Below are 23144 nucleotides of genomic sequence, written 5' to 3' on the forward strand. Positions count from 1 at the left end.
GAGCGGCGCCGAAACGGACACCCGAGAAAGGCAACGCCATGCACCTGCGCGAAGACGCCCAGTGGAGCCTCGTCATCCCCACCAGCATGGGGGTGCGCATCAGTCCTGCCGCCGGTCAGCCGGTGCACGTCGCCAACCAGTTCATGCTCCAGGTGACGAGCGCCGAGTCCAATGTCGGCTCCATCTCCAGCCACCTCGGCCAGCCCGTGAAGATCCTCACGAACTTCGTCGCGGGCTCCCCCATCGCCCAGCTCATCAAGTCCGACCTGGCCGGACGCCACATGGCCTACGAGGGCCCCGAGGTCCCCCAGGGAGGGGCCTGGGGCTACCGCCACCAGTTCAACATCGCCGACTCGGGCTACGGCAACCGCGGCGCCCGCGTCTGGAACGACCGCGCCGGCGAGGTCGGCCGCACGCTGAGCGCCGAGGACTTCGATCTCGACCGCATCTTCGGCGACGAGGGCGTCCGGATCGTCCACATGTCCGGTCTCATCGCGGCGTTGAGCCCCGAGACCTGCCGGTTCTGCCTCGAGGTCGCCCGCGCCGCCAGGAGGCACGGCACCGCGGTGAGCTTCGACCTGAACCACCGGGCCTCCTTCTGGGAGGGCCGCGAGGCCGAGCTGCGGGAGGCCTTCACCGAGATCGCCGAGCTGTGCACCGTGCTCGTCGGCAACGAGGAGGACTTCCAGCTGGCCCTCGGCCTCCAGGGTCCCGAGGCCGGCGGCCGGGGCCTGGCCGGCAAGATCGACGGCTTCAAGGGCATGATCGGGAAGGCCCACGAGCGCTTCGGCGGCGTCGAGTACTTCACCACGACGCTGCGCGAGGTCGTCAACGCCAATGAGCACCTGTGGGGCGCCATCCTGTGGCACGACGGCGAGTTCCACGTCGCCGAGCCGCGTCCCATCGGGGTGCTCGACCGCATCGGCGGCGGCGACGCCACCGTGGGCGGCATCCTCTACGGCCTTCTCAAGGGCTGGGACGCCGAGCGCTGCCTCCGGTTCGGCTGGGCCTCCGGCGCCCTGGCCACCACCGTCCTCACCGACTACGCGGTCCCCGTCGACGAGGACCAGATCTGGACCATCTGGAATGGCAACGCCCGCATCAAGCGCTGACGGCGCCCCGTCCGGGCCCTCCGCGCGGGGCGCCTGGGGCCCGGACGGTCTCTCGCCCGAGCACCGCGACGAGATCGTCGCCGGTCTGAGGGAGCAGGTCGGCACGCTCACGACCCGGGTGGTCGGGGCCATGGAGGACCGGCACCGGTGGTTCCGGAGCCTCGGCGCCGAGGACCGCAGCTGGATCACCATCGTCGCCCGAGCCGGTATCGACAACTTCCTGGCGTGGTTCGTCGATGCCGGCCGCGCGGCCGACCCGGGAACCCTGTTCAACGCCGCGCCGCGCTCGCTGACCCGCAAGATCTCCCTGCACCAGACGGTCGACCTCGTGCGCACGACGGTCAACGTCGTCGCCGAGCGGGTCGGCGGGCTCGTCCCGCCGCAGGACCGGCCCGTCCTCGAGCTGTCGATCGTCCACTTCTCCCGCGAGGTCGCCTTCGCGACCGCCGAGGTCTACGCCCGCGCCGCCGAGCTGCGCGGCGGCTGGGACGAGCGCATGGAGGCGCTCATCGTCGACGCGATCGTGCGCGCCGAGACCGATGACCTCGTCGTCTCGCGCGCCTCGGCACTCGGTTGGAACACGCGCGGCCCGGTCTGCGTCATCGCCGGGCCGCGCCCCGACGAGCCCGACCTGGACGAGCTGCGCGCCGCGGCCGCCGGCCGGGGGCTCGCCGCGCTCGCCTCCGAGCAGGGCGGGCGCATCATCGTCATCATCGGCGGGGAGCAGCTGACCGGCACCGATGCCGCGCTGCGGGCCGCCCACGAGCTCGAGGCGCTCTTCGCCTCGGGGACGGTCATCGTCGGTCCGCTCGTCACCGGCCTGCGCGAGGCCGCCGCCTCGGCCCAGGGCGCCCTGTCGGCGGCCCGGGTCGCCCACGCCTGGCCCGAGGCCCCGCGCGTCGTCGCCTCGTTCGAGCTGCTCCCGGAGCGGGCCCTGGCCGGCCATCCGCTCGCGCGCCGCCGGCTCGTGGACGACGTCTACCGGCCGCTGGCCGCCGCCGGCGGTGAGCTGCTCGCAACGGCCATCGGCTTCCTCGACAACGGGTGCGCCGTCGAGCCCACGGCGCGGGCCCTGTTCGTGCACGCCAACACGGTGCGCTACCGCCTGCACAAGGTCGAGGAGCTCACCGCGATGAGCCCCTTCGACCCGCGTCAGGCCTATGCGCTGCACCTGGCGATCACGCTGGGCCGGCTCACGGTGACGAACCCCGCCGCCGACTCCCGGTGAGGGGCCGATCCTCCGGTCCCGATAAAATCCCGCACGGTCGAGCGGTACTCCCTCCGCCCCGTTTTGTGGAGTTCCTCCAACGGCCCGGTATCGTTTTTCGTCGGGATAAGTCGCACGGGCCCCCACCGCGCAGGGGCAGGATGGTTCCATGCTTGTGATCGTTGCCCCTGGACAGGGCGCTCAGACGCCAGGATTCCTGGCCCCCTGGCTCGAGATCGACGCCTTCGCCGAAGGCCTCGCCCGGCTCTCGGAGGTCACCGGCCTCGACCTGGCCCGTCTCGGCACCGGCGCCGACGCCGAGACGATCAGGGACACCGCGGTGGCGCAGCCGCTGCTCATGGGCGCCGGCCTCCACGCGGCGCTCGTGACGGCCCCGCGGCTCGACCACGGGCTGTTCTCGCTGGCCGACGTCGCCGCCGGCCACAGCGTCGGCGAGATCACCGCCGCCGCCGGCACGGGCGTCCTCGACCCGCTGCAGGCGGCGGTCTTCATCCGCGAGCGCGGCCGCGGCATGGCGGACGCCTCCGCCGTCGAGCCCACCGGCATGGCGGCCGTCGTCGCCGGGGACCCGGACGAGGTCCTCGCCCGCATCGAGCAGTGCGGCCTCACCGCCGCCAACAACAACGGCTCCGGCCAGATCGTCGCCGCCGGCACCCTCGACCGGCTCCAAGCCCTCCGCGACGACCCGCCGGCCCGGGCCCGCGTCATCCCGCTGTCGGTCGCCGGCGCCTTCCACACCGCCCACATGGCCCCCGCCCGGCCGAGGCTGGCCGAGCTCGCGGCCACGATGACGACCTCCGACCCGATCACCAGGCTGCTCAGCAACCGCGACGGCGAGGTCGTCGCCTCCGGCGCCGAGTACCTCGAGCGCCTGGTCGCCCAGGTCACCACTCCGGTCCGCTGGGACCTGTGCATGGACACCATGCGCGGGCTCGGCGCCACCGGTCTGCTCGAACTGCCCCCGGCCAAGACCCTCACGGGCATCGCCAAGCGCAATCTCAAGGGCGTCGAGCTGTTCAGCCTCAACACGCCCGACCAGATCGACGAGGCGCTGGCCTTCTGCCAGGGGCACGCCGGCACCACCGCCCAGGAGGTCTGACCCATGACGACACTGGCCACCTCTACCGGCGCGCGGTACGCGCGCATCCTCGGCACCGGCTCCTACCGCGGCTCCCGCGTGGTGACCAATGAGGAGATGTGCACGATGATCGACTCCACCCCGGAGTGGATCGAGCAGCGCACCGGCATCCGGGAGCGCCACTGGGCCGTCGAGGGCGAGACCCCTCTGTCGATGTCCGTGCAGGCCTGCCGCAGCGCCATGGACATGGCCGGCGTGCGCCCCGAGCAGATCGGCGCCATCATCCTGGCCTCCGTCTCGCACCACCACCCGTCGCCCGCCCTGGCCGACTACCTGGCCCGCGAGCTCGGCTGCACCGATCCGGCGGCCTTCGACATCTCCGCCGCCTGCGCCGGCTTCTGCTACGGCGTCGCGCTGGCCGAGTCGCTCATCCGCGCCGGGCATGCCGGGGACGACGGCCTCGTCCTCGTCGTGGGCGTCGAGCGGCTGTCCGACATGATCAACATCGCGGACCGCGGCACCGCGTTCATCTTCGGGGACGGCGCCGGCGCGGCCGTCGTCGGCCCCTCGCAGACCCCCGGCGTGAGCCCGACCGTCTGGGGCACGAAGCCCGAGAACGTCGAGACCATCGAGATCGAGCACTGGCTGAGCGGCGCCGGGCACGACACCGGCTACCCCTTCATCACGATGGACGGCCGCACGGTCTTCAAGTGGGCCCTGGCGGAGGTCACCCGGCACGCCGCCCGCACCATCGAGCTGGCCGGCATCCGGCCCGAGGAGCTCGACATCTTCCTCCCCCACCAGGCCAACGACCGCATCACCGATGCGCTGGTGCGTCATCTGCACCTGCCCGAGAACGTGACGGTCTGCCGCGACATCGCCGAGATGGGCAACACCTCGGCCTCCTCCATCCCGATCGCCCTCGACGACATGATCCGCCAGGGCCGGGCGACGAGCGGCCAGACCGCCCTGATCATCGGTTACGGAGCGGGTCTGACCTACGCCGGCCAGATCATCGTCATACCCTGACGGAACCGGCGCACGGCGCCGACAACGGACCTCGTCTGACGACCTGTCCCCCAACAACACCAACAAGAAAGGGCCGACCATGGCTACCAACGAAGAGATCCTGACCAAGCTCGCCGAGATCGTCAACGACGTCGCCGGTGTCCCGGTCGAGGACATCCAGCCCGACAAGAGCTTCATCGACGACCTCGACATCGACTCCCTGTCGATGGTCGAGATCGTCTACGCCCTGCAGGAGGCCTTCAACATCGACATCCCCGACGAGGACGTCAAGGGCCTGAGCACCGTCGCCGACGCCGTCGACTACGTCGAGAAGGCCCAGAAGGCCTGAGCCCGACCGACCGTTCCACGTCGCCCACCACACTCGAACACCCGCACTGGAGGACACATTGAGCACCATCGTCGTCACCGGCCTGGGGGCGCTGACCCCGCTCGGCAACGACGTTGCGAGCACCTGGGAGGGGCTCCGCAGCGGCCGCAGCGGCATCGGCACGATCGAGCAGGAGTGGGCCGCCGACCTGCCCGTGCGCTTCGCCGGGCAGGTCGACGTGGACGTCGACTCCCAGCTGACCCGCATCGAGCTCCGCCACATGGACCGCTCCAGCCAGCTGGCCGTCATCGCGGCCCGGCAGGCCTGGGAGGACGCGGGCCTCACCTTCTCCCCCGAGAACGAGATCGATCCGAACCGGGCCGCCTCGGTCGTCGGCACCGGCATCGGTGGTCTCCGGAGCACGATCTCCCAGTGGGAGATCTTGAAGACCAAGGGCCAGCGCCGGGTGAGCCCCTTCGCCGTCCCGATGCTCATGTCGAACGCGCCGGCCGCCAACGTCGGCCTGCGCATCGGCGCCCGCGCCGGGGTCCACACGACCGTCTCGGCCTGCGCCTCCTCGAACGAGGCGATCTCCCTGGCCCTCGACATGCTGCGCGCCGGACGCGCGGACATCGCCCTCGTCGGCGGCGCCGAGGCGCTCATCCACCCGCTGCCCATCGTCTCGTTCGCCCAGATGCAGGCGCTGTCCAAGCGCAACGACGAGCCGCAACGGGCCTCCCGCCCGTGGGACCGGGGCCGCGACGGCTTCGTCATGGGCGAGGGCTCGGTCATGCTCGTCCTCGAGACCCTCGAGCACGCCACGGCCCGCGGCGCCCGCGTCCACGGCACGATCGCCGGGTCCGGCATCAGCGCCGACTCCTACGACATGGTCAAGCCCGACCCGAGCGGCCGGGGTCAGCGCGCCGCGATGCGCAAGGCCCTCGCCGACGCCGACCTGGCGCCCGCCGACATCAACCACATCAACGCCCACGCCACCTCGACCCCGGCCGGTGACGTCACCGAGGCCCACGGCATCCGCGAGCTGCTCGGCGACGACGCCGACCACGTCGTCGTCACCGGCACCAAGTCGATGACCGGCCACCTGCTGGGCGCCGCGGGCGCCCTCGAGACCATGGCGACCCTCCTGGCCCTCCACGAGCGCATCGTCCCTCCGACGATCAACCTCGACGATCCCGAGGACGACTTGGGCGTGACCATCGCCGCGAACGAGGCCGTCGGGCTGCCCTCCGAGGGCCGCCTCGCCGCACTGAACAACTCCTTCGGCTTCGGCGGGCACAACGTCGCCGTGGCCGTCACGAACGACAACATCACCGGGTGATCCCGGCCCGTCCGGTGCGGGACGAGGGGGGCGCGGGCCGTGGGATCCGCGCCCCCCTCGTCGTCCCGGGCCCGTCAGTCGAAGATCCTGCCGGTGCGGCGGCGCTCGAGCCAGTCGAGGAGGCCGGCGGTGACCTCGTCCCGGTTGGTCTCGTTGAGCAGCTCGTGGCGGGCGCCCGGCCAGACCCTGCCGACGACGTCGGTGAGGCCGGCGATGCCGTACTCCCCGACGACCTCCTCGACGGCGCGGCCATTGCCGCAGACGGGGTCGGCGCCGCCTCCGACGACGAGCACCGGCAGCTCCCAGCCGACGAGGGCGACGTGGCTGCGCGAGTGGACGCGGATCTGGCCCTCGATGATCTCCGCGAAGAGGCCGTTGGAGCAGGTGAAGCCGCACCAGGGGTCGGCGACGTAGGCGTCGACCTCGGCCTCGTCGCGGCTGAGCCAGTCGAACGGGGTCCGGGCCGGCCGGAAGGCCCGGTTGTACGAGGCGAAGCCGAGCGCGTGGACGAGGCGGCTTGGACTGTCCCAGCCGCGCAGCCCGGCCTCGGCACGGGCCGCCTCTCGGGCGGGCACCCCGGTGCGCCCCATGCTCGGCGTCGTACCGGACAGGATGAGGCCGGACAGCTCCTGCGACCAGTGCATCGCGTACTCGCGGGCGAGGACCGAGCCCATCGAGTGCCCCAGGAGGAACTGCGGGGCGCCCGGGTGGCGGCGCACGGCCAGCTCGTGGACCGCGTGGAGGTCCTCGGTGACGACCGACCAGCCGTTGCGGGGCCAGATGCCGGCCCGTTCGAGGTGGCCGGCGGTGCCGCCGTGGCCCCGGTGGTCGCCGGCGTAGACGGCCCAGCCGGCCGCGGTGAGGGCGCGGGCGAAGCGGTCGTAGCGCTTGGAGTGCTCGGCCATGCCGTGGCTGATCTGGAGGACGGCCAGCGGCTCACCGACGGGGAGCCAGGCACGCACCAGGAGACGCTCGCCGTCGGGACGGTCGAGGCGTCCGACCTCGATGCGGGGTTCGGAGGCGCTGTGCTGCTGCGCTGTGATGTTCATCACCCGAGCATAAGGCCCGCCCTCCGCGTCCGAGGGACCTTCGGGGCCGTCACACCGCGCGGTGGAGCCACCGCACGGGGGCCTCGTCCCCGGCGTGGCGGAAGATCTCGAGCTCGTCGTCCCAGGGGGCGCCGAGCAGGGCGTCGATGGCCTCGCGGACGTCCCGGCCGCCGGAGCCCCGCTCTGAGAGGGCCGCGCGCAGCCGGTTCTCGCTGACCTGGATGTCGCCGAACTCGTCGGTGACGGCGTGGAAGACGCCGAGGGCCGGCGTGTAGGAGTAGCGCTCGCCGAAACCGCCGGGGCGGGCCTGGGAGGTCACCTCGAAGCGCAGCCGGTGGCAGCGCATGAGGGCCGAGACGATCCGGGCGCAGACGCCCTCGTCGCCCTCCCAGATGCTCTCGGCGCGCATCGTGCCGGGCTGGGCCCCTTGGGGCGTCCACTCGAGGGCGACGGGCGCGCCGACGACGGCGCTGATCGCCCATTCGATGTGCGGGCACAGCGCCGCTGTGGCCGAGTGGATGAAGATCTCGCCACGTGCGTTCTGAGCCATGCCGGTTCCTCCCGTCATTCAGGTGTGCCTTCCCCAGCAGCCTGCACGGGACGATCGTCACGGCGCGATGAGACCGGTCGGCGACCGGTGTTGTCGGTGCGATTGTGCACCAGTTCCGCCCGAGATGCCAAAGCGGAGCCCACCGGCCCCGGGATCCCCCGGTCCGGGGAGGGTCCCGGGGATCCGTTCCGGCTGACGCTCATCCGCGCGGATCGGCGAGGAAGAAGGCGTCGTCGGGAACCCTGCCCCCGATGACGTCGGGGTTCAGGACGGCCAGGCGCTCGTAGAAATCGGCCAGTCCGTCCCTGCACCGGGCCGCCGGGACCATCTGCTGCTGCAGACGAGGGATGACCTGCCCGACGATGGCAGCGTCCACCTGCGTGGAAGGCGGCGATCCGACCGATGATCTCCTCTCCGGCGGCGTTGACCGTGTTCACGGCCGATTCCATGTCGCCCAGGATGCCGCCGAGCAGGCTCTCGTCGCCGGCGACGGCGGTCGGCACGGCGATGCCCGCCATCGGGAAGCGGGCGTCCGAGCCGGTGACCTCGGCCCAGATCCTCTGCATGTCGACGACGCGCCCCACCTGGCGGCCGGCCTGGGCGGACTTGGCGACGGCGACAGCGGCGGGGCGCTCGGGCACACCGCCCAGTCGAGCTGTCCGCTCACGAAGGCGTTCAGCAGCTCCTGCGCGTCGGGGTACGGGACGATGTCGATGCCGGCCGCGTCGATGCCCTTCTGCGCGAGCAGATAGCGGAAGACCAGATCGGGCATGTCGTTCGGCGGCGGCACGCCGATCCTCCTGCCCGTGAGCAGGCCCATGTCGTCGGCCCCCTCGTCCTCCTTCGGACCGAGGACGTAGAGCATGCCCCACACGGTGATCGCCGCCAGCCGCAGATCGTCCCCCTTGGTGCAAGGATCGGCACCCACGTAGGAGGGGACGGCCGCGACATCCGCCTCGTGGTCGAGCAGCAGCGAGGTGAGCACGTCGACGCCGGCCCAGTTCCGGATCGTGACCTCCTCGACCGCGCCCTCGCTCTTGAGTTCGTCGCCGAACGCCGCCATGGGCGCCATGAACGCCAGCGTCGTGGGCACGTAGACGCGCAGATCGTCGATGGGGCCACTGGAGGTCGAGGACGACGAGGCCGCCCCGCCCTCCCTGGACGAGCAGCCGGCCAGCCCCAGGGCGGCCACCGCGGCGCTCCAGGCCAGGACGTCGCGTCGGGATGCTCTCATTGGTGCATCTCCTTCGATGGGGAACCCTGACCGGTTCGAGGGGATCGTATGGCGCCCGCGCCAGGCAGGGCCGCGACCGAAGGCGTGGGCCATCTCGAGCAGGTCGGGGTCGACCTGGCCGATGGCGTCGCGCGTCGAGGCGGTGATCAGGGGCGCCGAGACGAGCACGACGACCAGCAGCACGACGCCGGCGGTCGGACCGAGGGCGAGCATGCCGATGACGACTGACGATGGGCGGCACCGCCATGAGCAGCGACAACCACGATCGGGTGAAGGCGTCGAGGATGCCGCTGACGGCGCTGAGCGCCCCCAGGCGATGCCGATGAGGCAGGCCAGCCCCAGCCCCAGCACCGTGCGGCGCAGCGTGATGCCCAGCGATCCCCACAGCCTGCCGGTGCTCGCCATGGACACCAGGGCCCGCCGCGGCCGCCGCCCTCATAGACCGGTCGGCCCCGTGCTCGCCATGGACACCAGGGCCCGCCAGGTGCCCCCGGGGCTGGGCAGCGCATAGGCCGGCTGTCTCCCCGAGGCCACCACCACAGTCCGATCAGACAGCCCAGGCCGACCAGGCCCGTGAGGGAACGGCCGGTCGGGCCCGGTCCTCTCGTTCCCACGCGAGCGTCCACGCCCCGTCCTCATCACCGCTCAGGCGCAGCCGCAGGCTCGAGACGGCCTCGGCCTCGCCGGGGTCGTGCGTCACCCGGACGGCGTCGATGTGCTCGACGGCGATGATCCCCACGAGCCGCCCGCGGAGTTCCGCGGCCAAGCGCCCCGTCAAGGGACGAGAAGGGCTCGTCCACCAGGAGCAGATCGGGCGCGGTGACCATGGCGCGCGCGATGGACACCCGCTGGCGCATAGCTGCCCGGCGTGCAGCCCGGCCGCATCACCCAGCCCCGCCCGGCCGAGCCACTCGTCGGCGGCCCGGCCGGCGTGCTCGCGACCGGCGTGCTCGCGATCGGCGGCCAGCAGGGCGACGTTCCTGTGCGCGGTGCATCAGGGCAGTAGGCGCGGCTCCTGGCTCCTGGAAGACGTAGCCGAGCCGGCCGGAGCGCTCGACCGCTGCGGCGGCGATCGCCTCGGCCGCCGTACCCGCGATGGCTCGCAGCAGGGTCGTCTTGCCGACGCCCGAGGCTCCGGTGACGACGAGGACCCGGTCGGATCGCAGCTCGAAGGACAGCCCGCGCAGCAGCGTCGGGCCCCGGCACGACAGGGTCAGCCCGCTCGCACGCAGGGGGGAGCGCCGTCGCAGCGGGCGCGTGATCCATGCCCCGGGATGCGATCACAAAAGCCAGGCTAAGCTAAATGTTCACGGCTGACAAGAAAATTCGTCCTGGCTCTCCTCCGCCTCATCGGGACGTCCCGGCCCGACGGGGGCGACCCGCCGACGGGCGCGCGTACTCTCGAAGCATGAGTTCGCCGGCCTCCGACGCGATGATCACCGCCCCCCATGGATCGTGGGACTCCCCCATCGGTCTGGACGACGTGCTGGCCGCCGGGGTCGCGATGCGCGAGCTCGGCGGCGACGGCCGGAACGCCCTCTGGCTCGAGTCGCGCCCCGAGGAGGGTTCCCGCATGACGCTGCTGCGCCGGGCCGGCGACACCGTCGTCGAGCTGACCCCAGCCCCGGCCGACGTGCGGGCGCGCGTCAACGAGTACGGAGGCGGCTCCTGGGCCGCCGGCGACGGCATCGTCGTCTGGGTCGACGCCGCGGCCCAGCAGGTGGTCGGCACGCTCGAGGGCCGCGGGCCGGTGGCGCTCACTCCGGCCGATCCCCTGATGCGCTACGCGGCCCCCGCGCCGTGCGCCGCGTTCGGCGTCGTCCTGGCGGTGCGCGAGGACCACACCGACCCGCAGGACGTCGTCACGAGCCTCGTCGCCCTGCCCTGGCCCGGCGGCGCGCCCGACCCGGGAACCGTGCTCGCCGCCGGGCACGACTTCTACGCCGACCCGGCCGTGCGCGCCGACGGCGTCTGCGCCTGGGTGCAGTGGGACCAGCCGGCCATGCCCTGGGACGGGGCCCAGCTCGTCGTCGCCCGCCTCGACGACGACGGGACGCACCTGGTCGAGGAGCGGGTGCTCGTCGACGGCGCCGGCCCCGACCCGGCCTCCGGCATCGCCGTGCAGCACCCGCTGTGGGCCCCGGACGGCTCCCTGCTGTTCATGTCGGACGCGCACGGCTGGTGGGACCCGTGGCGCTGGACGGGCGGGCCCGCCGCCCCGCGGCCGGTCAGCACCGAGCCCCACGACGCGGACCTTCCCGTCTGGCAGCTGGCCCGCCGCCCCGTCGCCGTCTACGACGACCGGCTGTGGTTCGCCCGCTACGTCGACGGGGTGGCCGAGCTGGTCGACTGCCCGCTGACCGGAGGCCCGTCGCGGCGCCTCGGCGCGGTGGCCGACCTGGAGCAGGTCGTCACCACCGAGCAGGGGGTGCTGGCGCTCGTCCGCCGGGCCGACGCGCCCCCGGCGATCATCGACGTGGCCGCCGGCGGCGCGGTCCTCCGCTGCCCCTCCGCGCCGCCCGACCCGGCCCTCACGAGCGTCGGCGAGGTGCACCTGGTCGACGAGAACCGCCACGGCCGCTTCCAGTGCCTCCTCTGGCCGCCGCGCAACCCCCGCTTCCGGGGACCGGCGGGGTCCCGCCCGCCGCTCATCGTCACCGTGCACGGCGGGCCGACCGGCATGACGGTCGACGACTACTCGACCGCCACCCAGTTCTGGACCAGCCGCGGCTTCGCCGTCATGGCGGTCAACTACTCGGGCTCGGCCGGCTTCGGACGCGCCGTCCGCGAGCGCCTGCGCGGCCAGTGGGGCGTCGCCGACGTGGACGACTGCATCGATGCGGCCCGGTGGGCGGTGCGGGCCGGGCTGGCCGACCCGCACCGGGTCGTCATCACCGGCGGCAGCGCCGGCGGCTTCACCGTGCTGAGCGCCCTGGAGCGCTCGGACGTGTTCGCGGCGGGCGTCTCGCGCTACGGCGTCGCCGACCTCGTCGCGCTGCAGGCCGGGACCCACAAGTTCGAGGCCCGCTACAACGACGGACTGCTGGGACCGTGGCCGCAGGCGCGGGCCCGCTACGAGGAGCGCTCCCCCATCAACCACCTCGACGGGCTCACCGCCCCGATGCTCCTGTTCCAGGGGCTGGACGACCCGATCGTCCCGCCCGACCAGTCGCAGGCGCTCGCCGACGCGCTCCGGGCCCGGGGACTCCCGGTGGCACTCGTCACCTTCGAGGGCGAGGGGCACGGATTCCGGCTGCCGGCCACGCGGCGCCGCGTGCTGGAGTGCGAGCTGGGCTTCTACGCCCGGCTCTTCGGCTTCGAGCCGGCCGATGACGTCGCGGCGCCCCCGCTCGAGAACCCGCCGGCCCCGGACGGGCGGACCGGGGCGGAGGGCCTCGCTCAGTAGGCGCGGGGGCCGAAGAGGGCGGTGCCGATGCGCACCGTCGTCGCGCCATGGGCGATGGCCAGCGGGAAGTCGCCGCTCATGCCCATCGACAGCTCGCACCAGGTCGAACCGAGCACCGCCCGGCCGCGCAGCCGGTCGCGCAGCGCGACGAGCGCATCGAAGCAGGCCGCGACACGGGCGGTGTCGGGGCTGTCGACCGCCACCGTCATGAGGCCCTTCACGTCGAGCGCCTCGTAGTCGGCCAGGGCCTCGCAGAAGCCGAAGGCCTCGTCGAGGCCGACGCCGTGCTTGGTCCGCTCGCCCGAGGTGTTGACCTCGACGAGCACGTCCAGGGTGCGGCCGAGCTCGGTGAGCCGGCGGTCGAGGCGGGCGGCCAGCCGCAGGGAGTCGAGCGCCTGGAACTCGCGGATGCGCGGCAGCACGGCATTGACCTTGTTGGTCTGCAGATGGCCGATGAGGGTGAAGTCGATGCCCTCGTCGGGGCCGATCCGGGCGGTCTTGGCGACGATCTCCTGGACGTGGTTCTCGCCGTAGCTGCGGGGCCCGGCATCGCCGCTCACCTCGGCCAGGGCGGCGTGGACGGCGCGGATCTCGTCGACGTCGTGCAGCTTGCTGACCGGCAGGAGGCGCACCTCGTCGCGGTCGCGCCCGGCGGCCTCGCAGGCCCGCCCCAGCCGCTCCCACATCCGCTGCACACGCGCGCGGGTCGAACCGTCCACCGGCACCGGTCCATCATCCGACATCATGGCCACCTCGCAGCCAACGACATGACACCCGCCGAGGCGAGGACGGCGAAGATGAGGGCGACCCCGGCGAAGCGCGCGGTGATCTCGTGGTACTCGTCCACGTAGCCGATCTGGTGGGAGATCGTCTGGTAGACGGCCTGCAGGCTGCTCAGCGAGTCCGCGGAGTACTTCTTGCCGCCGGAGTCCTTGGCCACCTCGGACAGCTCGGCGTGGTCGACGGCCACCGACTGGCGGTGGCCGTTCTCGTAGACGTAGCCGCTCGAGGTGCCGTAGGCGATCGTGTAGACCGGCACGCCCTGCTTCTTCGACTCGGTCGCGGCGTCCGAGGAGGCGCGGCCCATGTTCGTCGCGCCGTCCGAGAGCAGGACGATCGCGCCGGGCGCGGTCTCGTCCGGGTGGTCCGGGTCCTGGGGCGCCAGTTTGAGGGCGTCGAGGGCCGTGTAGACGCCCTCACCGATGGCCGTCGACGGCGCCAGTTCGAGGGCGTCGATGGCGTTCTCGAGGGCCGAGCGGTCGGTCGTCGGGGGCATCTTGATGTCGGCCGTCGCGGCGAAGGACACGAGCGCGACGTTGAAGCTCTCGGGCAGCGAGTCGACGAACTCCTTGGCGCCCTCCTTCGCCGCGTCGAGCCTCGTCGGGGTGACGTCGGTGGCCATCATCGAGCGCGACACGTCGATGACGACGACGACCGTCGCGCGGTCGCGCGGCACCCGCGTCATCGCCTGCGGCTGCGCGTAGGCGATGACGAGCATGACGAGCGACAGGGCCGCGGCACCGACCGAGAGGTGGCGCCTGAGCCGCGTGTCGCGCGGCAGGATCGAGGCGAGCAGGCTGCTCGAGCCGGCGGCGCGGCGGTGCACGAGCAGCGCCGCGTAGAGCGCCACGACGAGCACCGGCACGACGAGCCACCACAGTCTGTGGGGGCTCATGAAGCTGAGCATCGGGATCATCACGACCACCTCGCGGCCATGCCCACCGCGCCGAAGGCGGCGACGACACCGAACATGAGCGAGACGAGCACCCAGCGGGCGGTCACCTCGGTCTTCTGCGTCTCGTAGCCCATGTCGGAGCTGAGGTCCTTGTAGACGGTGTTGAGCTCGTCGGAGCTGGAGGCGTCGAGGGCCCGGCCCCCGCTGGTGGAGGCGACCTGCGCCAGCAGGTTCGTGTCGGGCGCCACGTTGAAGCGCTCGCCGTCCAGGTCGACGTAGCCGTTCTGGGTGCCGAAGGCGATCGTGTTGATCGGCACCGAGGCCGCCGCGGCCTGCTGGGCCGCGGCGACCGGGTCGCCGCCCGAGGTCTCCGAGCCGTCGGACAGCAGCACCATGAGGCCGGGCGCCTGGGTGCCGTCGTCACCGGCGGGGGCCTGCTTCAGCGCGGCGAGGCCGTCGGTGATCGAGTCGGCGATGGCGGTGCCGTCCTGAAGGCTCAGCGAGTTGATCGCCTGGATGAGCACCCCCCTGTCGACGGTGGGCGGCACGAGCGTGTTCGGGTGGCCCGACAGGGTCACGAGCGAGACGTTGTAGGCGGCCGGCAGGCTCGAGACGAAGCTCACCGCGGAGCTCTTCTCGGCCTCGAAACGGCTCGGATCGACGTCGGCGGCCATCATCGACTGGGAGACGTCGAGCACGAGGACGATCGTCGCGCGCTCCCGCGGCACCTTCGTGTCTCCGACGGGGACCGCCCAGGCGCCGGTGATCGTCGCGAGCGAGCACAGCGTCAGGGCCACGCAGACGTGGCGGTGCCACTGGCGCTGGCGCGGCACGACGGCGCCGACGATGCCCGTGTTCGTGTACCGGATGCCGCGGTTCCTCGCGAACCGCATGATGACGAGATAGGCGATGACGAGCGCCGGGATGATGAGCAGCGCCCACAGGCGCCCCGGGTGGGAGAAGTCCCACCACAGCACGTGCGTCGTGCTCATGATGCGCCCGCCTCCCTCTGCGGCTGGGAGATCACGGCGGCCGTCCGCCGGTAGGTCAGGACGAAGCGGGCGATGTCGGCGACCCAGTCCCGGTCGGTGCGCAGCACGACGTGGCCGGCGCCGGCGCGGCGGATCGCCGCGGCGGTGCGCTCGCGCTGGGCCCGCGAGGCGGCGCTCACGGCGCGGCGGGCCCGGACGTCACCCGTGTCGACGAACCGCGTGAAGTCGGACTCGGGGTCGCGTACGAGCACCTCGCCGACGTCGGGGAAGTCGACCTCGGCGGCGTCGACGACCTCGACGCAGACCACCTGGCTGCGCACGCCGAGACGGCGCAGCGGGCGTTCCCAGGCCGGCGGGCGGGCCGGGTCGATCTCGGAGTCGCCAGCGGTGAGGAAGTCGGAGACGACCACGCGCAGACCGCGGCGCTGCTGGGTGCGCACCATCGCCTCGATTCCGGCCGCCAGGTCGTACCCGCCGCCGGAGCGGTCGGTCTCGATCGGGTCCTCGAGCATCTTCCGGAGCAGCCCGTACAGGGCGTTGCGCCCCGAGCGGGCCCTCATGCGGGTGATGCCGTCGCCGTGCAGCACCATGCCCCCGAAGCGGTCGCCCATCTTCTGGGTGACGAAGCCGAAGGTGGCCACCGCGGCGATGCCCAGGTCGCGCTTCGTCACGGCGCCGGTGCCCCAGTTCATCGACGGGGTGGCGTCGAGCAGGGCCCACACCTCGAGCTCGCGGTCGGCGATGGTGTCGCGCACGTGCGGCACGGTGGTGCGGGCGGTGACCGCCCAGTCCATGCGGCGCACGTCGTCCTGGCCCGGCATGTAGAGACGGGCGTCGTTGAGGTCGGACCCGGGCCCCGGCATGAGGCCCAGGTGGTCGCCCTGCAGGTAGCCGTCGAGCCGGCGCACGATCGTCAGCTCGAGGTGGCGCAGGGCCGCCTCGGGCGCCAGGTGGCGCAGCGACACGGTGGGGCCGGCGGGCTCCTTGAGCACGGACAGCACGGCCTGCGCCCCGGACGAGGGAGCCGGGGCGTCCGTCTGCGGCGGCAGGAACTGCGGCGCGGCGGAATCCACTGCTAGCGCACCTCCGAGGCCACCGGCCGCCTCGGGGCGGCCGGGGCCCGGTTGTTCCAGACCGGGGTGGGCGCGGGGACCATAGCGAGGATGCGCTCGACGACCTGGGCGGCGCTCACGTCGTCGGCGATGGCGTCGAAGCTCAGCATGATGCGATGGGCCATGACGTCGGGGGCGATGGCCTGGACGTCGGTCGGCAGCACGTAGTCGCGGCCGTGGATGAGGGCGACGGCGCGCGCGGCGGCGACCAGACCCAGGGTGGCCCGCGAGGAGCAGCCGATGGAGATGACGCGCGCCAGGTCGGGCATGTTGAAGTCGGCCGGGTTCCGGGTGGCCAGGATGAGGCGGACGATGTACTCGGCGACGAGGTTGTGGACGAAGATGCTGGAGGCCCTGTCCTGGAGCGACCTGGTGAGCTCCGGGTCGAGGATCCGCGTGGCCGTGGGGGCCTTGACCGACATGCGGCGCAGGATCTCGAGCTCCTCGTTGCCCTTCGGGTAGGGCACGTCGACCTTGAGCAGGAAGCGGTCGCGCTGGGCCTCGGGCAGCGGGTAGACGCCCTCGGACTCGACCGGGTTCTCGGTGGCGATGACGATGAAGGGGTCCTTCATCGGGTAGGTCGTGCCGGCGATCGAGACCTGCTTCTCGGCCATGAGCTCGAGCATGGCGGCCTGCACCTTGGCCGGGGCGCGGTTGATCTCGTCGGCGAGGACGAAGTTCGTGAAGACCGGGCCGAGCTCGACGTCGAAGGTCTCCTTGCTGGCCTGGTAGACGCGGGTGCCGACGATGTCCGAGGGCACCAGGTCGGGGGTGAACTGGACGCGGGAGAAGGTGCCGCCGACGACGGTGGCGAAGGTGCGCACGGCGAGCGTCTTGGCGGTGCCGGGAACGCCCTCGAGGAGGATGTGGCCCCGGGCGAGCAGCCCGACCATGAGCTGTTCGACCATGTGCTCCTGGCCGACGATCACCTGCTGGACCTGGCTGATGGCCTTGCCCAGAAGGGTCGCCGTCTCCTCGGCGCTCGACGGGGCCTGGGTCTTCTCACTCACTCGTGTCTCCTGCAGGGCTCGGTTGAGGGGCTCGTCACGGGGTGCGGCGCACCCCAGGGCGTCGAGGGCCACCTTACCGCGGACCGGTGCGCGGGCCCCGGAGCCCGGCGGGCGCGTACCGGAGGGCCCGATCCGGGGTGCACGACCGGCGCCCGGGGAGGCCGATGCGCTTCGGTGGGCGCCGGATGTGTGATGAGATGGTGCGCGATGTCCGAGGACCAGTCAGCGCGGGGCGAGCCCGCGAGCGCGTCACCCGCCTCGGCGCCCATGGGCGTCGAGGCCTTTCCGCTGCTGTCCACTGATCCGCCGAAGATCGGCGACTTCTGGATCGACGCGCGTCTGACCGCCACCGAGGCCGGCGTCGCCTATCTCGCGCACGCCGACGCCGAGCACCAGGTGATGCTCGTGATCCTCGCCGACGGCGCCGCCCGTGACGCCGCCGCCCGCGACCGGTTGGCCGGCGAGGTCAACAAGATGAGTTCCCGGACCGTCGTCGCCCGCGGCGGTCAGGACCAGGACGAGGGCCGCCTCGGCCACCTCTTCCGCAGCGAGGACGACGACCCGGTGGGCCCCGACCATGCCCCGCTGGCCCCCTGGGTCGCGCTCGTGTGGGATGGCTCGCCGAACGCGCTGGCCGAGGCCGACCGCCTGCTGCGCAGCGTCGACCTGTCGGCGAGTCCGCAGTTGGGCACCCGCAGCGGCCCCGACTTCTCGATCCCCTGGTCATCCGACACGCGCCCCGGCGCCTGGCGGCTGTGGCCGCTGCCCTGGCCCGGACGCCGCGACCGCGCCGGCTGGCTGCCGCTGCTGGCGAGCTGGCTGCTCATGGTCCTCATGGCCTCGACGGCCCTGCTCGTGGCCGTGCTGCTGTTCCGGAACCAGCCGCCGGAGTCCCCGAACGCGCCGGTCACCGGTTCGGCCTCGTCGAGCTCGTCGAGCGACTCCAGCGACTCGAGCTCGGGCTCCCCGAGCGAGTCCGACTCCTCCTCCGGCTCCCCCAGCGAGTCCGAGTCCTCCGGGTCGGGCTCGCCCAGCTCGAGCCCCTCCGACAGCTCGAGCGACGCCTCGCAGAGCCCCGGCGGGCACGACTCGCCGACGAAGACGCCGTCGATGAACGTCTCCGGGTCCGGCACGCAGACGGCCACCGACCAGCCGACGCAGCAGCAGACGAGGCTGTAGTCATGGCCGGGCGCTCCCCGCGGGCCGAGGGCCGACCGGTCCGCGCGATCGTCACCGACCTGGACGGCACCTTCCTCAAGAGCGCGACCGAGCTGCACCCGCGCAGCGTCGAGGCCTTCCGCGCCGCCGCCCGCTCCGGTCTCGGCGTCGTCTTCGCGACCGGCCGCCCGCCCCGCTGGGTCGACGTCCTCGACCCGCTCGCCGACATCGAACCGGTGGTCATCTCGACCAACGGCGCCGTCCTCTACGACCTGGCCCGTCACGAGGTGCTCGACCACCACGACCTCGACGTCGCCGATGCGCTCGGCTTCGCCGCCGCCCTCGCCGAGCGCGTGCCCGACGTCTGCTTCGCCGTCGAGTACGCGCACGCCGAGTGGGGCACCGACCCGCGCTACGAGCGGCTGCTGGAGGAGGGCCGGCGCCGCCCGGCGAGCATCGCCCCGCTCGAGGAGCTGCTCGGCCTCGACGCCGCCGTGAAGTTGCTCGTCGTCTCGCCCGGTACGTCGACCGAGGCCCTGGCCGAGGCCGCGCGCCGGGCCGCCGGGGGCCGCATCAACGTGACCTTCTCGACGCTGCGCGCCCAAGGGCTCGTCGAGTGCAGCGCCCCGGGCGTCACGAAGGCCGCGATGCTCGCGGACGTGCTGGAGCGGATGGGCGTCGACCCGTCCGAGGCGATGGCCTTCGGCGACATGCCGAACGACGCGGACATGCTCGACATGGTCGGGTACCCCTACGTCATGTCGAACGCGCACCCGAGCCTGCTCGACGGGCGCTACCCCGTCGCGGGCGCCAACACCGAGGGGGCGGTCGGCGCCGTCGTCGAGCGCGAAGTGCTCGGCGGGCCCTGAGCCGGCCGGCTCAGACGTCCAGGCGGCGCTCCTCGCCGGACCCGAGACTGGCCGGGACGTCGACGAGGACCTGGTTGGCGCTGCCCCGCCAGGGCAGGGACAGGGTCCTCCTGGCCCGGACGTACGGCCCGGCGACCATGACGTCCACGAGGAGGAGGAGCTCGGCGAGCCCCGGGTCGCGGGCGGCTCTCCGCACGAGCACCTGCCAGGTGTACCCCGAGTAGCACCACACCGACCAGCCGCGGCCCCTGGCGGCGCGCGCGAGGACCGCGCAGTCAGCAGCCTGGACCGTCGGCTCGCCGCCCGACAGGGTCAGCCCCGAGGCGAGGCGCTCGTGCTCGATGACGTCGACGAGCTCGCCGACCCCGACCTCGCGGCCGCCGTCCACGGCGTGCGTCGACGGGTTGTGGCACCCGGGGCACCGCAGCGGGCAGCCCTGGCAGAAGACGGTGACCCGGACGCCCGGGCCGTCGACGATCGAGCTCGTCGTGAACCCGGCCAGTCTCACAGCGCGTGCGTCACCCGGTCGCGGACCTCGGCGCGCTTGGCGTCGTTGAAGCGCTCGAGCGTGCCGACGAGGTAGCCGGTGATGCGGCGGATCCGGTCGAAAGGGCGCCTCCTCTCGGCCCGCCCGCAGCCGGGGCACCGGTCGTCGATGACACCGGTGTACCCGCACACCGGGTCGTGGTCGACGGGGTGGTTGATCGCGCCGTAGCCGATGCCCGACCCGGCCATGAAGCGGACGATCTGCTCGATCGCCCCGACGTTCTTCGAGGGGTCGCCGTCGATCTCGACGTAGGTGATGTGCCCGGCGTTCGTCAGGGCGTGGAAGGGCGCCTCCTTGGCGATCTTGTCGGCGAGGCCGATGTCGAAGCCGACGGGGATGTGGAAGGAGTTCGTGTAGTACTCCTTGTCGGTGACCCCCGGGATGATGCCGTGGAGGCGCTGGTCCATCCGCACGAAGCGCCCGGCGAGGCCCTCGGCCGGGGTGGCCAGGAGCGAGAAGTTGAGACCGGTCCGCTCGGCGGCCTGGTTCATCCGCCAGCGCATGCGCACGACGATGGAGTAGGCGAGGTCCCACGCCCGCTGGGACTGACCGTGATGCTCGCCGATGAGGGCGTGCACCGCCTCGGCGAGCCCGATGAAGCCGACCGACAGCGTGCCGTGCTTGAGGACCTCGCGCACCCGGTCCTGGCCGCCGAGCCGCTCCGAGTCGATCCACACCCCCTGCCCCATGAGGAACGGGAAGTTGCGCACCCGCTTGCCGGCCTGGATCGTGAAGCGCTCCATGAGCTGGCCGATGACGAGCTGGATGCGCTCGTCGAGCGTGCACAGGAAGCAGTCGACGTCGCCGTCGGCCTCGATCGCCAGGCGCGGCAGGTTGATCGTCGTGAAGGAGAGGTTCCCCCGTCCGTGGGTGACGGCCCGGTCGGGGTCGTGGACATTGGCCATGACCCTCGTGCGGCAGCCCATGTACGCGATCTCGGTCTCGGGGCGGCCGGGGACGTGATGAACCCTGTTGAAGGGGGCGTCCTGGAACGAGAAGTTCGGGAAGAGGCGCCCGGCAGTGACCCGGCAGGCCAGCTGCAGCAGGTCGTGGTTGGGGTCGCCGGGGTCGAGGTTGACGCCCTTCTGGACGCGGAAGATCTGGATGGGGAAGATCGCGGTCTCGCCGTTGCCCAGCCCCGCCTCGGTCGCCAGGAGCAGCTGCCGCACGACCATCCTCGCCTCGGGCGAGACGTCCGTGCCGTAATTGATCGAGGAGAACGGCGTCTGCGCCCCGGCGCGAGAGTTCATCGTGTTGAGGTTGGCGATGAAGGCCTCCATCGCCTGGTAGGTGAGTCGTTCGGTCTCGCGCACGGAGCGCTCGCGGATCCGGGCGTGCAGGGCCTCCAGGTCGGCGCGCTCGCCGAGCAGGCCGCGCAGATAGGCGCGCTCGTCGCGCAGCTGGGCCGCGGAGGGCTCGAGGACGACGTGCGGCGGGTAGACCGCGACGGGTTCGACGCCCAGGAGCCGGGCGGCCGTGTCCGCATTCTCCAGGAACCGGCTCTCGAGGGTCCTGCGGACCCCGGGGGCCATGTCGACGTCGAAGTTGGGGATCGCCTGCCCGCCGTGCTGGTCGTTCTGGTTCGACTGGATCGCGATGCAGGCGAGCGCCGCGTAGGAACCGATCGACTGCGGTTCGCGCAGGTGGCCGTGACCGGTCGAGAAGCCCCCGCGGAACAGATCGGTGAGGCTGATCTGGCAGCAGGTCGTCGTGAGCGTGTAGAAGTCGAGGTCGTGGATGTGGATGTCCCCGAGCCGGTGGGCGGCCGCGTACTCGGGGGCGATGATCTCGGAGAGGTTGAGGTGCTTGGCGCTCTCGGTGCCGTAGCGGAGCATGGCGCCCATCGAGGACTGGCCGTCGACGTTGGCGTTCTCCCTCAGGGCGTCGTTGGCCGCGGTGTCCGCGGCGGCGATGCCGCGCAGGGACTCCATGAGGGCCGAGCCGCCCTGGGCGGGGCGGGGCGGGCGGCGTGTGATCGAGCCACCGGAATGCACGGATGTCGTCATCGACGGGGCCCCTCCTCGTGGCCCGTGCCGCGCGGCGGACGGGAGGACCCTCCCCCCGGCCGCCCGCGAGGCGGTGTCGAGTGCCGGGCCGCGGCCCGGTGCTGGCAGGTCTTCGGACTCGAAGGCGCTTCCCCGAGGGGGCTTCCTGGTCGGCGCTTCCCAGGCCGGGGCCCAGTGCTCATGCCGATGTCGTTCCTTCTCACCGCTGCGGGGCAGTCCCGGATTCGCACCGGCTTCCCTTTTCACTCCCCACCACAACATCTAGTGTCGAGGCGGGTCGACCAGCACCACGGAATGTATCAGGGGCGCTCGCGCGGAGAGCGCGACACACCCAGGGCCTCACCTTCTCACTGCCGGACCCGACCCCGCCGGGCCTCCGGGGAGTCGTCGGGCATCCGGTCGCCGGGGGCCCGACGAACCTCGGCCCCGGGGCCGCCGCCCCGGCCCCGCCCACAGGGCACGATGCATCGGGGTACCGGTCACCGGGTCGTCGACGACGAGCACCGCCACGCCGAAGACCTCCTCGACGATCCGCGCGGTGACGACCTCGGCCGGGGTCCCCTGGGCGACGACGGCGCCGCCCCTCGTCGCCGCGTAGCGGGCGGCCTGGTTGAGAGGTCGTGAAGCACGGCCACCATCGTCCGGCCCTGCCGGTTGAGCTCCGCGAAGAGTTCGAGCAGGTCGATCTGGTGGGCGATGTCGAGATTGGGTGGTGGGCTCGTCGAGGAGCAGCAGAGGCGTCTCCTGGGCGAGTGCCATGGCCACCCAGACGCGTTGGCGCTGACCGCCGGACAGCTCGTCGACGGGGCGCCGGGTACGCCGCCGTCGCGGACGGTGACCTGTCCAGCCTCCCTCCCCCGGGAGCGATCGGCTCGATCGAGTAGGCCCTGCAGAATCCGACCCCGAGGAGCGGCGAGGCGTTCGGCTCCCGAGTCGGACGTGCAGGAGGGGTCCGCCGCACGCAGCGCGGCGGACCCCTCCAAAGCATTCACGGCTCTTCTCAGATGAGGGTGTAAAATTGGGGAGCTGGGCCGGATGGTGACAGGGACCGAGGTCCTTGGATGATGGAAATTCTCACACAGCCATTGGAGTGATGTAGGTTTTTCAGGCAGTGGTTGATGGTTGGTCTCGGGCTGCTGCCTTGTGCTGTTGTCTCCATTCTGTGTCGACTTGGTCGGGGGTCCGGTGGTCGATCGCCGAGTGGAGACGCTCGTGATCGCATCGTGACCCGGTCCGGGCTGTCACGTCCCGGATCGCATGGTCCCGGGCCGAGTGGACCCCACGGTTCACGAGTTCCTTCCCCGAGACCGCGGTGAACGATTCGGCGGCGGCAGTGCCACAGCAGCCACCGGCCCGCCCGACGGACGGGAGGACCCCGCGGCCGGCCATGAATCCCGTGCATCCGGCCGACGCGCATCGAGCCCCCGACCCGAGCGGAGGACC

General features: G+C 72.4%; 21 protein-coding genes, 3 pseudogenes and 1 riboswitch. Of the genes and pseudogenes, 10 read left to right on the forward strand and 14 right to left on the reverse strand.

The window, feature by feature from the left end; translation table 11 throughout:
* The first annotated feature begins 38 nt into the window (after positions 1-38).
* The 6 genes from EGX94_RS00770 (at position 39) to EGX94_RS00795 (ending at position 6093) form a co-directional block, all read left to right on the forward strand.
* The gene (locus tag EGX94_RS00770) at positions 39-1112 is read left to right on the forward strand and encodes a sugar kinase (protein WP_021797188.1); all 1074 of its coding nucleotides are present in this window, start codon (positions 39-41) and stop codon (positions 1110-1112) included.
* A 130-nt stretch (positions 1113-1242) separates the two neighbouring features.
* Complete coding sequence (locus tag EGX94_RS00775; RefSeq protein ID WP_123826407.1) at positions 1243-2340, forward strand: PucR family transcriptional regulator; 1098 nt, start codon at positions 1243-1245, stop codon at positions 2338-2340.
* A 148-nt stretch (positions 2341-2488) separates the two neighbouring features.
* The gene (locus tag EGX94_RS00780) at positions 2489-3439 is read left to right on the forward strand and encodes an ACP S-malonyltransferase (protein ID WP_021797406.1); all 951 of its coding nucleotides are present in this window, start codon (positions 2489-2491) and stop codon (positions 3437-3439) included.
* A 3-nt stretch (positions 3440-3442) separates the two neighbouring features.
* The gene (locus EGX94_RS00785; RefSeq protein ID WP_021797399.1) at positions 3443-4447 is read left to right on the forward strand and encodes a beta-ketoacyl-ACP synthase III; all 1005 of its coding nucleotides are present in this window, start codon (positions 3443-3445) and stop codon (positions 4445-4447) included.
* A 79-nt stretch (positions 4448-4526) separates the two neighbouring features.
* Positions 4527-4775: an acyl carrier protein gene (locus EGX94_RS00790; RefSeq protein ID WP_021797397.1), complete on the forward strand. Its 249-nt coding sequence runs from the start codon at positions 4527-4529 to the stop codon at positions 4773-4775.
* Positions 4776-4833: 58 nt separating this feature from the next.
* Complete coding sequence (locus EGX94_RS00795; protein WP_021797405.1) at positions 4834-6093, forward strand: beta-ketoacyl-[acyl-carrier-protein] synthase family protein; 1260 nt, start codon at positions 4834-4836, stop codon at positions 6091-6093.
* A 74-nt stretch (positions 6094-6167) separates the two neighbouring features.
* Here EGX94_RS00795 and EGX94_RS00800 read toward each other — a convergent pair whose 3' ends face one another.
* The 4 genes from EGX94_RS00800 to EGX94_RS00810 form a co-directional block, all read right to left on the reverse strand.
* A complete protein-coding gene (locus EGX94_RS00800; protein WP_081707381.1) occupies positions 6168-7142 on the reverse strand; it encodes an alpha/beta hydrolase in 975 nt (324 codons plus the stop codon).
* A 49-nt stretch (positions 7143-7191) separates the two neighbouring features.
* Positions 7192-7692 (reverse strand): DUF3145 domain-containing protein, encoded by a 501-nt coding sequence (locus tag EGX94_RS00805; RefSeq protein ID WP_021797395.1) that lies wholly within the window; start codon positions 7690-7692, stop codon positions 7192-7194.
* A gap of 199 nt (positions 7693-7891) precedes the next feature.
* Positions 7892-8068: a hypothetical protein gene (locus tag EGX94_RS13555; RefSeq protein ID WP_021797394.1), complete on the reverse strand. Its 177-nt coding sequence runs from the start codon at positions 8066-8068 to the stop codon at positions 7892-7894.
* A 57-nt stretch (positions 8069-8125) separates the two neighbouring features.
* On the reverse strand, positions 8126-9139 hold the full coding sequence (locus EGX94_RS00810) for a substrate-binding domain-containing protein (RefSeq protein ID WP_051383782.1): 1014 nt from the start codon (positions 9137-9139) through the stop codon (positions 8126-8128).
* A 109-nt stretch (positions 9140-9248) separates the two neighbouring features.
* On the opposite strand from EGX94_RS00810, the gene EGX94_RS00815 reads away from it, so the two are divergent.
* Positions 9249-9437 carry a hypothetical protein gene (locus EGX94_RS00815; protein ID WP_123825773.1) on the forward strand — a complete coding sequence of 63 codons (189 nt, stop codon included), beginning with the start codon at positions 9249-9251 and terminating at the stop codon, positions 9435-9437.
* Between the two features lie 36 nt (positions 9438-9473).
* On the opposite strand, the gene EGX94_RS13560 is transcribed toward EGX94_RS00815, so the two are convergent.
* A complete protein-coding gene (locus EGX94_RS13560; RefSeq protein ID WP_028705974.1) occupies positions 9474-9692 on the reverse strand; it encodes a hypothetical protein in 219 nt (72 codons plus the stop codon).
* Between the two features lie 76 nt (positions 9693-9768).
* A pseudogene (locus tag EGX94_RS14185) lies at positions 9769-10188 on the reverse strand (ATP-binding cassette domain-containing protein); the annotation flags it as partial.
* A gap of 146 nt (positions 10189-10334) precedes the next feature.
* Between EGX94_RS14185 and EGX94_RS00830 the strand changes: the two are divergent.
* Complete coding sequence (locus tag EGX94_RS00830; protein ID WP_021797408.1) at positions 10335-12332, forward strand: dipeptidyl-peptidase 5; 1998 nt, start codon at positions 10335-10337, stop codon at positions 12330-12332.
* Here the strand turns inward: EGX94_RS00830 and EGX94_RS00835 are convergent.
* Genes EGX94_RS00835 through EGX94_RS00855 form a run of 5 tightly spaced genes read right to left on the reverse strand, consistent with a single transcriptional unit; the run spans position 12326 to position 17121 of the window.
* Positions 12326-13078 carry a YggS family pyridoxal phosphate-dependent enzyme gene (locus EGX94_RS00835; RefSeq protein WP_043121364.1) on the reverse strand — a complete coding sequence of 251 codons (753 nt, stop codon included), beginning with the start codon at positions 13076-13078 and terminating at the stop codon, positions 12326-12328. The genes EGX94_RS00830 and EGX94_RS00835 overlap by 7 nt on opposite strands.
* Positions 13075-14028, reverse strand: coding sequence for a VWA domain-containing protein (locus EGX94_RS00840; RefSeq protein ID WP_043121371.1), 954 nt, complete (start codon positions 14026-14028; stop codon positions 13075-13077). The genes EGX94_RS00835 and EGX94_RS00840 overlap by 4 nt, the downstream gene beginning before the upstream one ends.
* Entirely contained in the window at positions 14028-14999 is a 972-nt protein-coding gene (locus EGX94_RS00845; RefSeq protein ID WP_021797404.1) for a VWA domain-containing protein, read from the reverse strand. The genes EGX94_RS00840 and EGX94_RS00845 overlap by 1 nt, the downstream gene beginning before the upstream one ends.
* Positions 14996-16048 carry a DUF58 domain-containing protein gene (locus EGX94_RS00850; RefSeq protein ID WP_028705970.1) on the reverse strand — a complete coding sequence of 351 codons (1053 nt, stop codon included), beginning with the start codon at positions 16046-16048 and terminating at the stop codon, positions 14996-14998. Before EGX94_RS00850 ends, EGX94_RS00845 begins: the two co-directional genes overlap by 4 nt.
* A 26-nt stretch (positions 16049-16074) precedes the next feature.
* The gene (locus EGX94_RS00855) at positions 16075-17121 is read right to left on the reverse strand and encodes an AAA family ATPase (protein ID WP_021797403.1); all 1047 of its coding nucleotides are present in this window, start codon (positions 17119-17121) and stop codon (positions 16075-16077) included.
* 207 nt (positions 17122-17328) lie between these two features.
* On the opposite strand from EGX94_RS00855, the gene EGX94_RS00860 reads away from it, so the two are divergent.
* Together EGX94_RS00860 and EGX94_RS00865 are read left to right on the forward strand one after the other, a co-directional pair.
* Positions 17329-18300 carry a hypothetical protein gene (locus EGX94_RS00860; protein WP_021797393.1) on the forward strand — a complete coding sequence of 324 codons (972 nt, stop codon included), beginning with the start codon at positions 17329-17331 and terminating at the stop codon, positions 18298-18300.
* A 2-nt stretch (positions 18301-18302) separates the two neighbouring features.
* Positions 18303-19148, forward strand: a complete 846-nt coding sequence (locus tag EGX94_RS00865; protein WP_021797392.1) for an HAD family hydrolase — start codon at positions 18303-18305, stop codon at positions 19146-19148.
* A gap of 10 nt (positions 19149-19158) precedes the next feature.
* Here EGX94_RS00865 and EGX94_RS00870 read toward each other — a convergent pair whose 3' ends face one another.
* The 3 genes and pseudogenes from EGX94_RS00870 to EGX94_RS00880 all read right to left on the reverse strand — a co-directional run.
* On the reverse strand, positions 19159-19656 hold the full coding sequence (locus EGX94_RS00870; protein WP_021797400.1) for a 4Fe-4S single cluster domain-containing protein: 498 nt from the start codon (positions 19654-19656) through the stop codon (positions 19159-19161).
* Positions 19653-21635: pseudogene (locus EGX94_RS00875) on the reverse strand (anaerobic ribonucleoside triphosphate reductase); the annotation flags it as partial. The gene EGX94_RS00870 and the pseudogene EGX94_RS00875, both read right to left, overlap by 4 nt.
* A 152-nt stretch (positions 21636-21787) precedes the next feature.
* Positions 21788-22002, reverse strand: a riboswitch (cobalamin riboswitch).
* 46 nt (positions 22003-22048) lie between these two features.
* Positions 22049-22511, reverse strand: a pseudogene (locus tag EGX94_RS00880) (ABC transporter ATP-binding protein); the annotation flags it as partial.
* Between the last annotated feature and the right edge of the window lie 633 nt (positions 22512-23144).

This window comes from Propionibacterium acidifaciens (genome assembly GCF_003798325.1).
GTDB classification, from domain to species: Bacteria; Actinomycetota; Actinomycetes; order Propionibacteriales; family Propionibacteriaceae; genus Propionibacterium; species Propionibacterium acidifaciens.

Coding starts and splice junctions, on each gene's coding strand:
- EGX94_RS00770 (WP_021797188.1), top strand. CDS start 39: ATGCACCTGCGCGAAGACGCCCAGTGGAGCCTCGTCATCCCCACCAGC.
- EGX94_RS00775 (WP_123826407.1), top strand. CDS start 1,243: ATGGAGGACCGGCACCGGTGGTTCCGGAGCCTCGGCGCCGAGGACCGC.
- EGX94_RS00780 (WP_021797406.1), top strand. CDS start 2,489: ATGCTTGTGATCGTTGCCCCTGGACAGGGCGCTCAGACGCCAGGATTC.
- EGX94_RS00785 (WP_021797399.1), top strand. CDS start 3,443: ATGACGACACTGGCCACCTCTACCGGCGCGCGGTACGCGCGCATCCTC.
- EGX94_RS00790 (WP_021797397.1), top strand. CDS start 4,527: ATGGCTACCAACGAAGAGATCCTGACCAAGCTCGCCGAGATCGTCAAC.
- EGX94_RS00800 (WP_081707381.1), bottom strand. CDS start 7,142: ATGAACATCACAGCGCAGCAGCACAGCGCCTCCGAACCCCGCATCGAG.
- EGX94_RS00805 (WP_021797395.1), bottom strand. CDS start 7,692: ATGGCTCAGAACGCACGTGGCGAGATCTTCATCCACTCGGCCACAGCG.
- EGX94_RS00810 (WP_051383782.1), bottom strand. CDS start 9,139: ATGCTCGCCCTCGGTCCGACCGCCGGCGTCGTGCTGCTGGTCGTCGTG.
- EGX94_RS00815 (WP_123825773.1), top strand. CDS start 9,249: ATGAGGCAGGCCAGCCCCAGCCCCAGCACCGTGCGGCGCAGCGTGATG.
- EGX94_RS00830 (WP_021797408.1), top strand. CDS start 10,335: ATGAGTTCGCCGGCCTCCGACGCGATGATCACCGCCCCCCATGGATCG.
- EGX94_RS00835 (WP_043121364.1), bottom strand. CDS start 13,078: ATGATGTCGGATGATGGACCGGTGCCGGTGGACGGTTCGACCCGCGCG.
- EGX94_RS00840 (WP_043121371.1), bottom strand. CDS start 14,028: ATGATCCCGATGCTCAGCTTCATGAGCCCCCACAGACTGTGGTGGCTC.
- EGX94_RS00845 (WP_021797404.1), bottom strand. CDS start 14,999: ATGAGCACGACGCACGTGCTGTGGTGGGACTTCTCCCACCCGGGGCGC.
- EGX94_RS00860 (WP_021797393.1), top strand. CDS start 17,329: ATGTCCGAGGACCAGTCAGCGCGGGGCGAGCCCGCGAGCGCGTCACCC.
- EGX94_RS00865 (WP_021797392.1), top strand. CDS start 18,303: ATGGCCGGGCGCTCCCCGCGGGCCGAGGGCCGACCGGTCCGCGCGATC.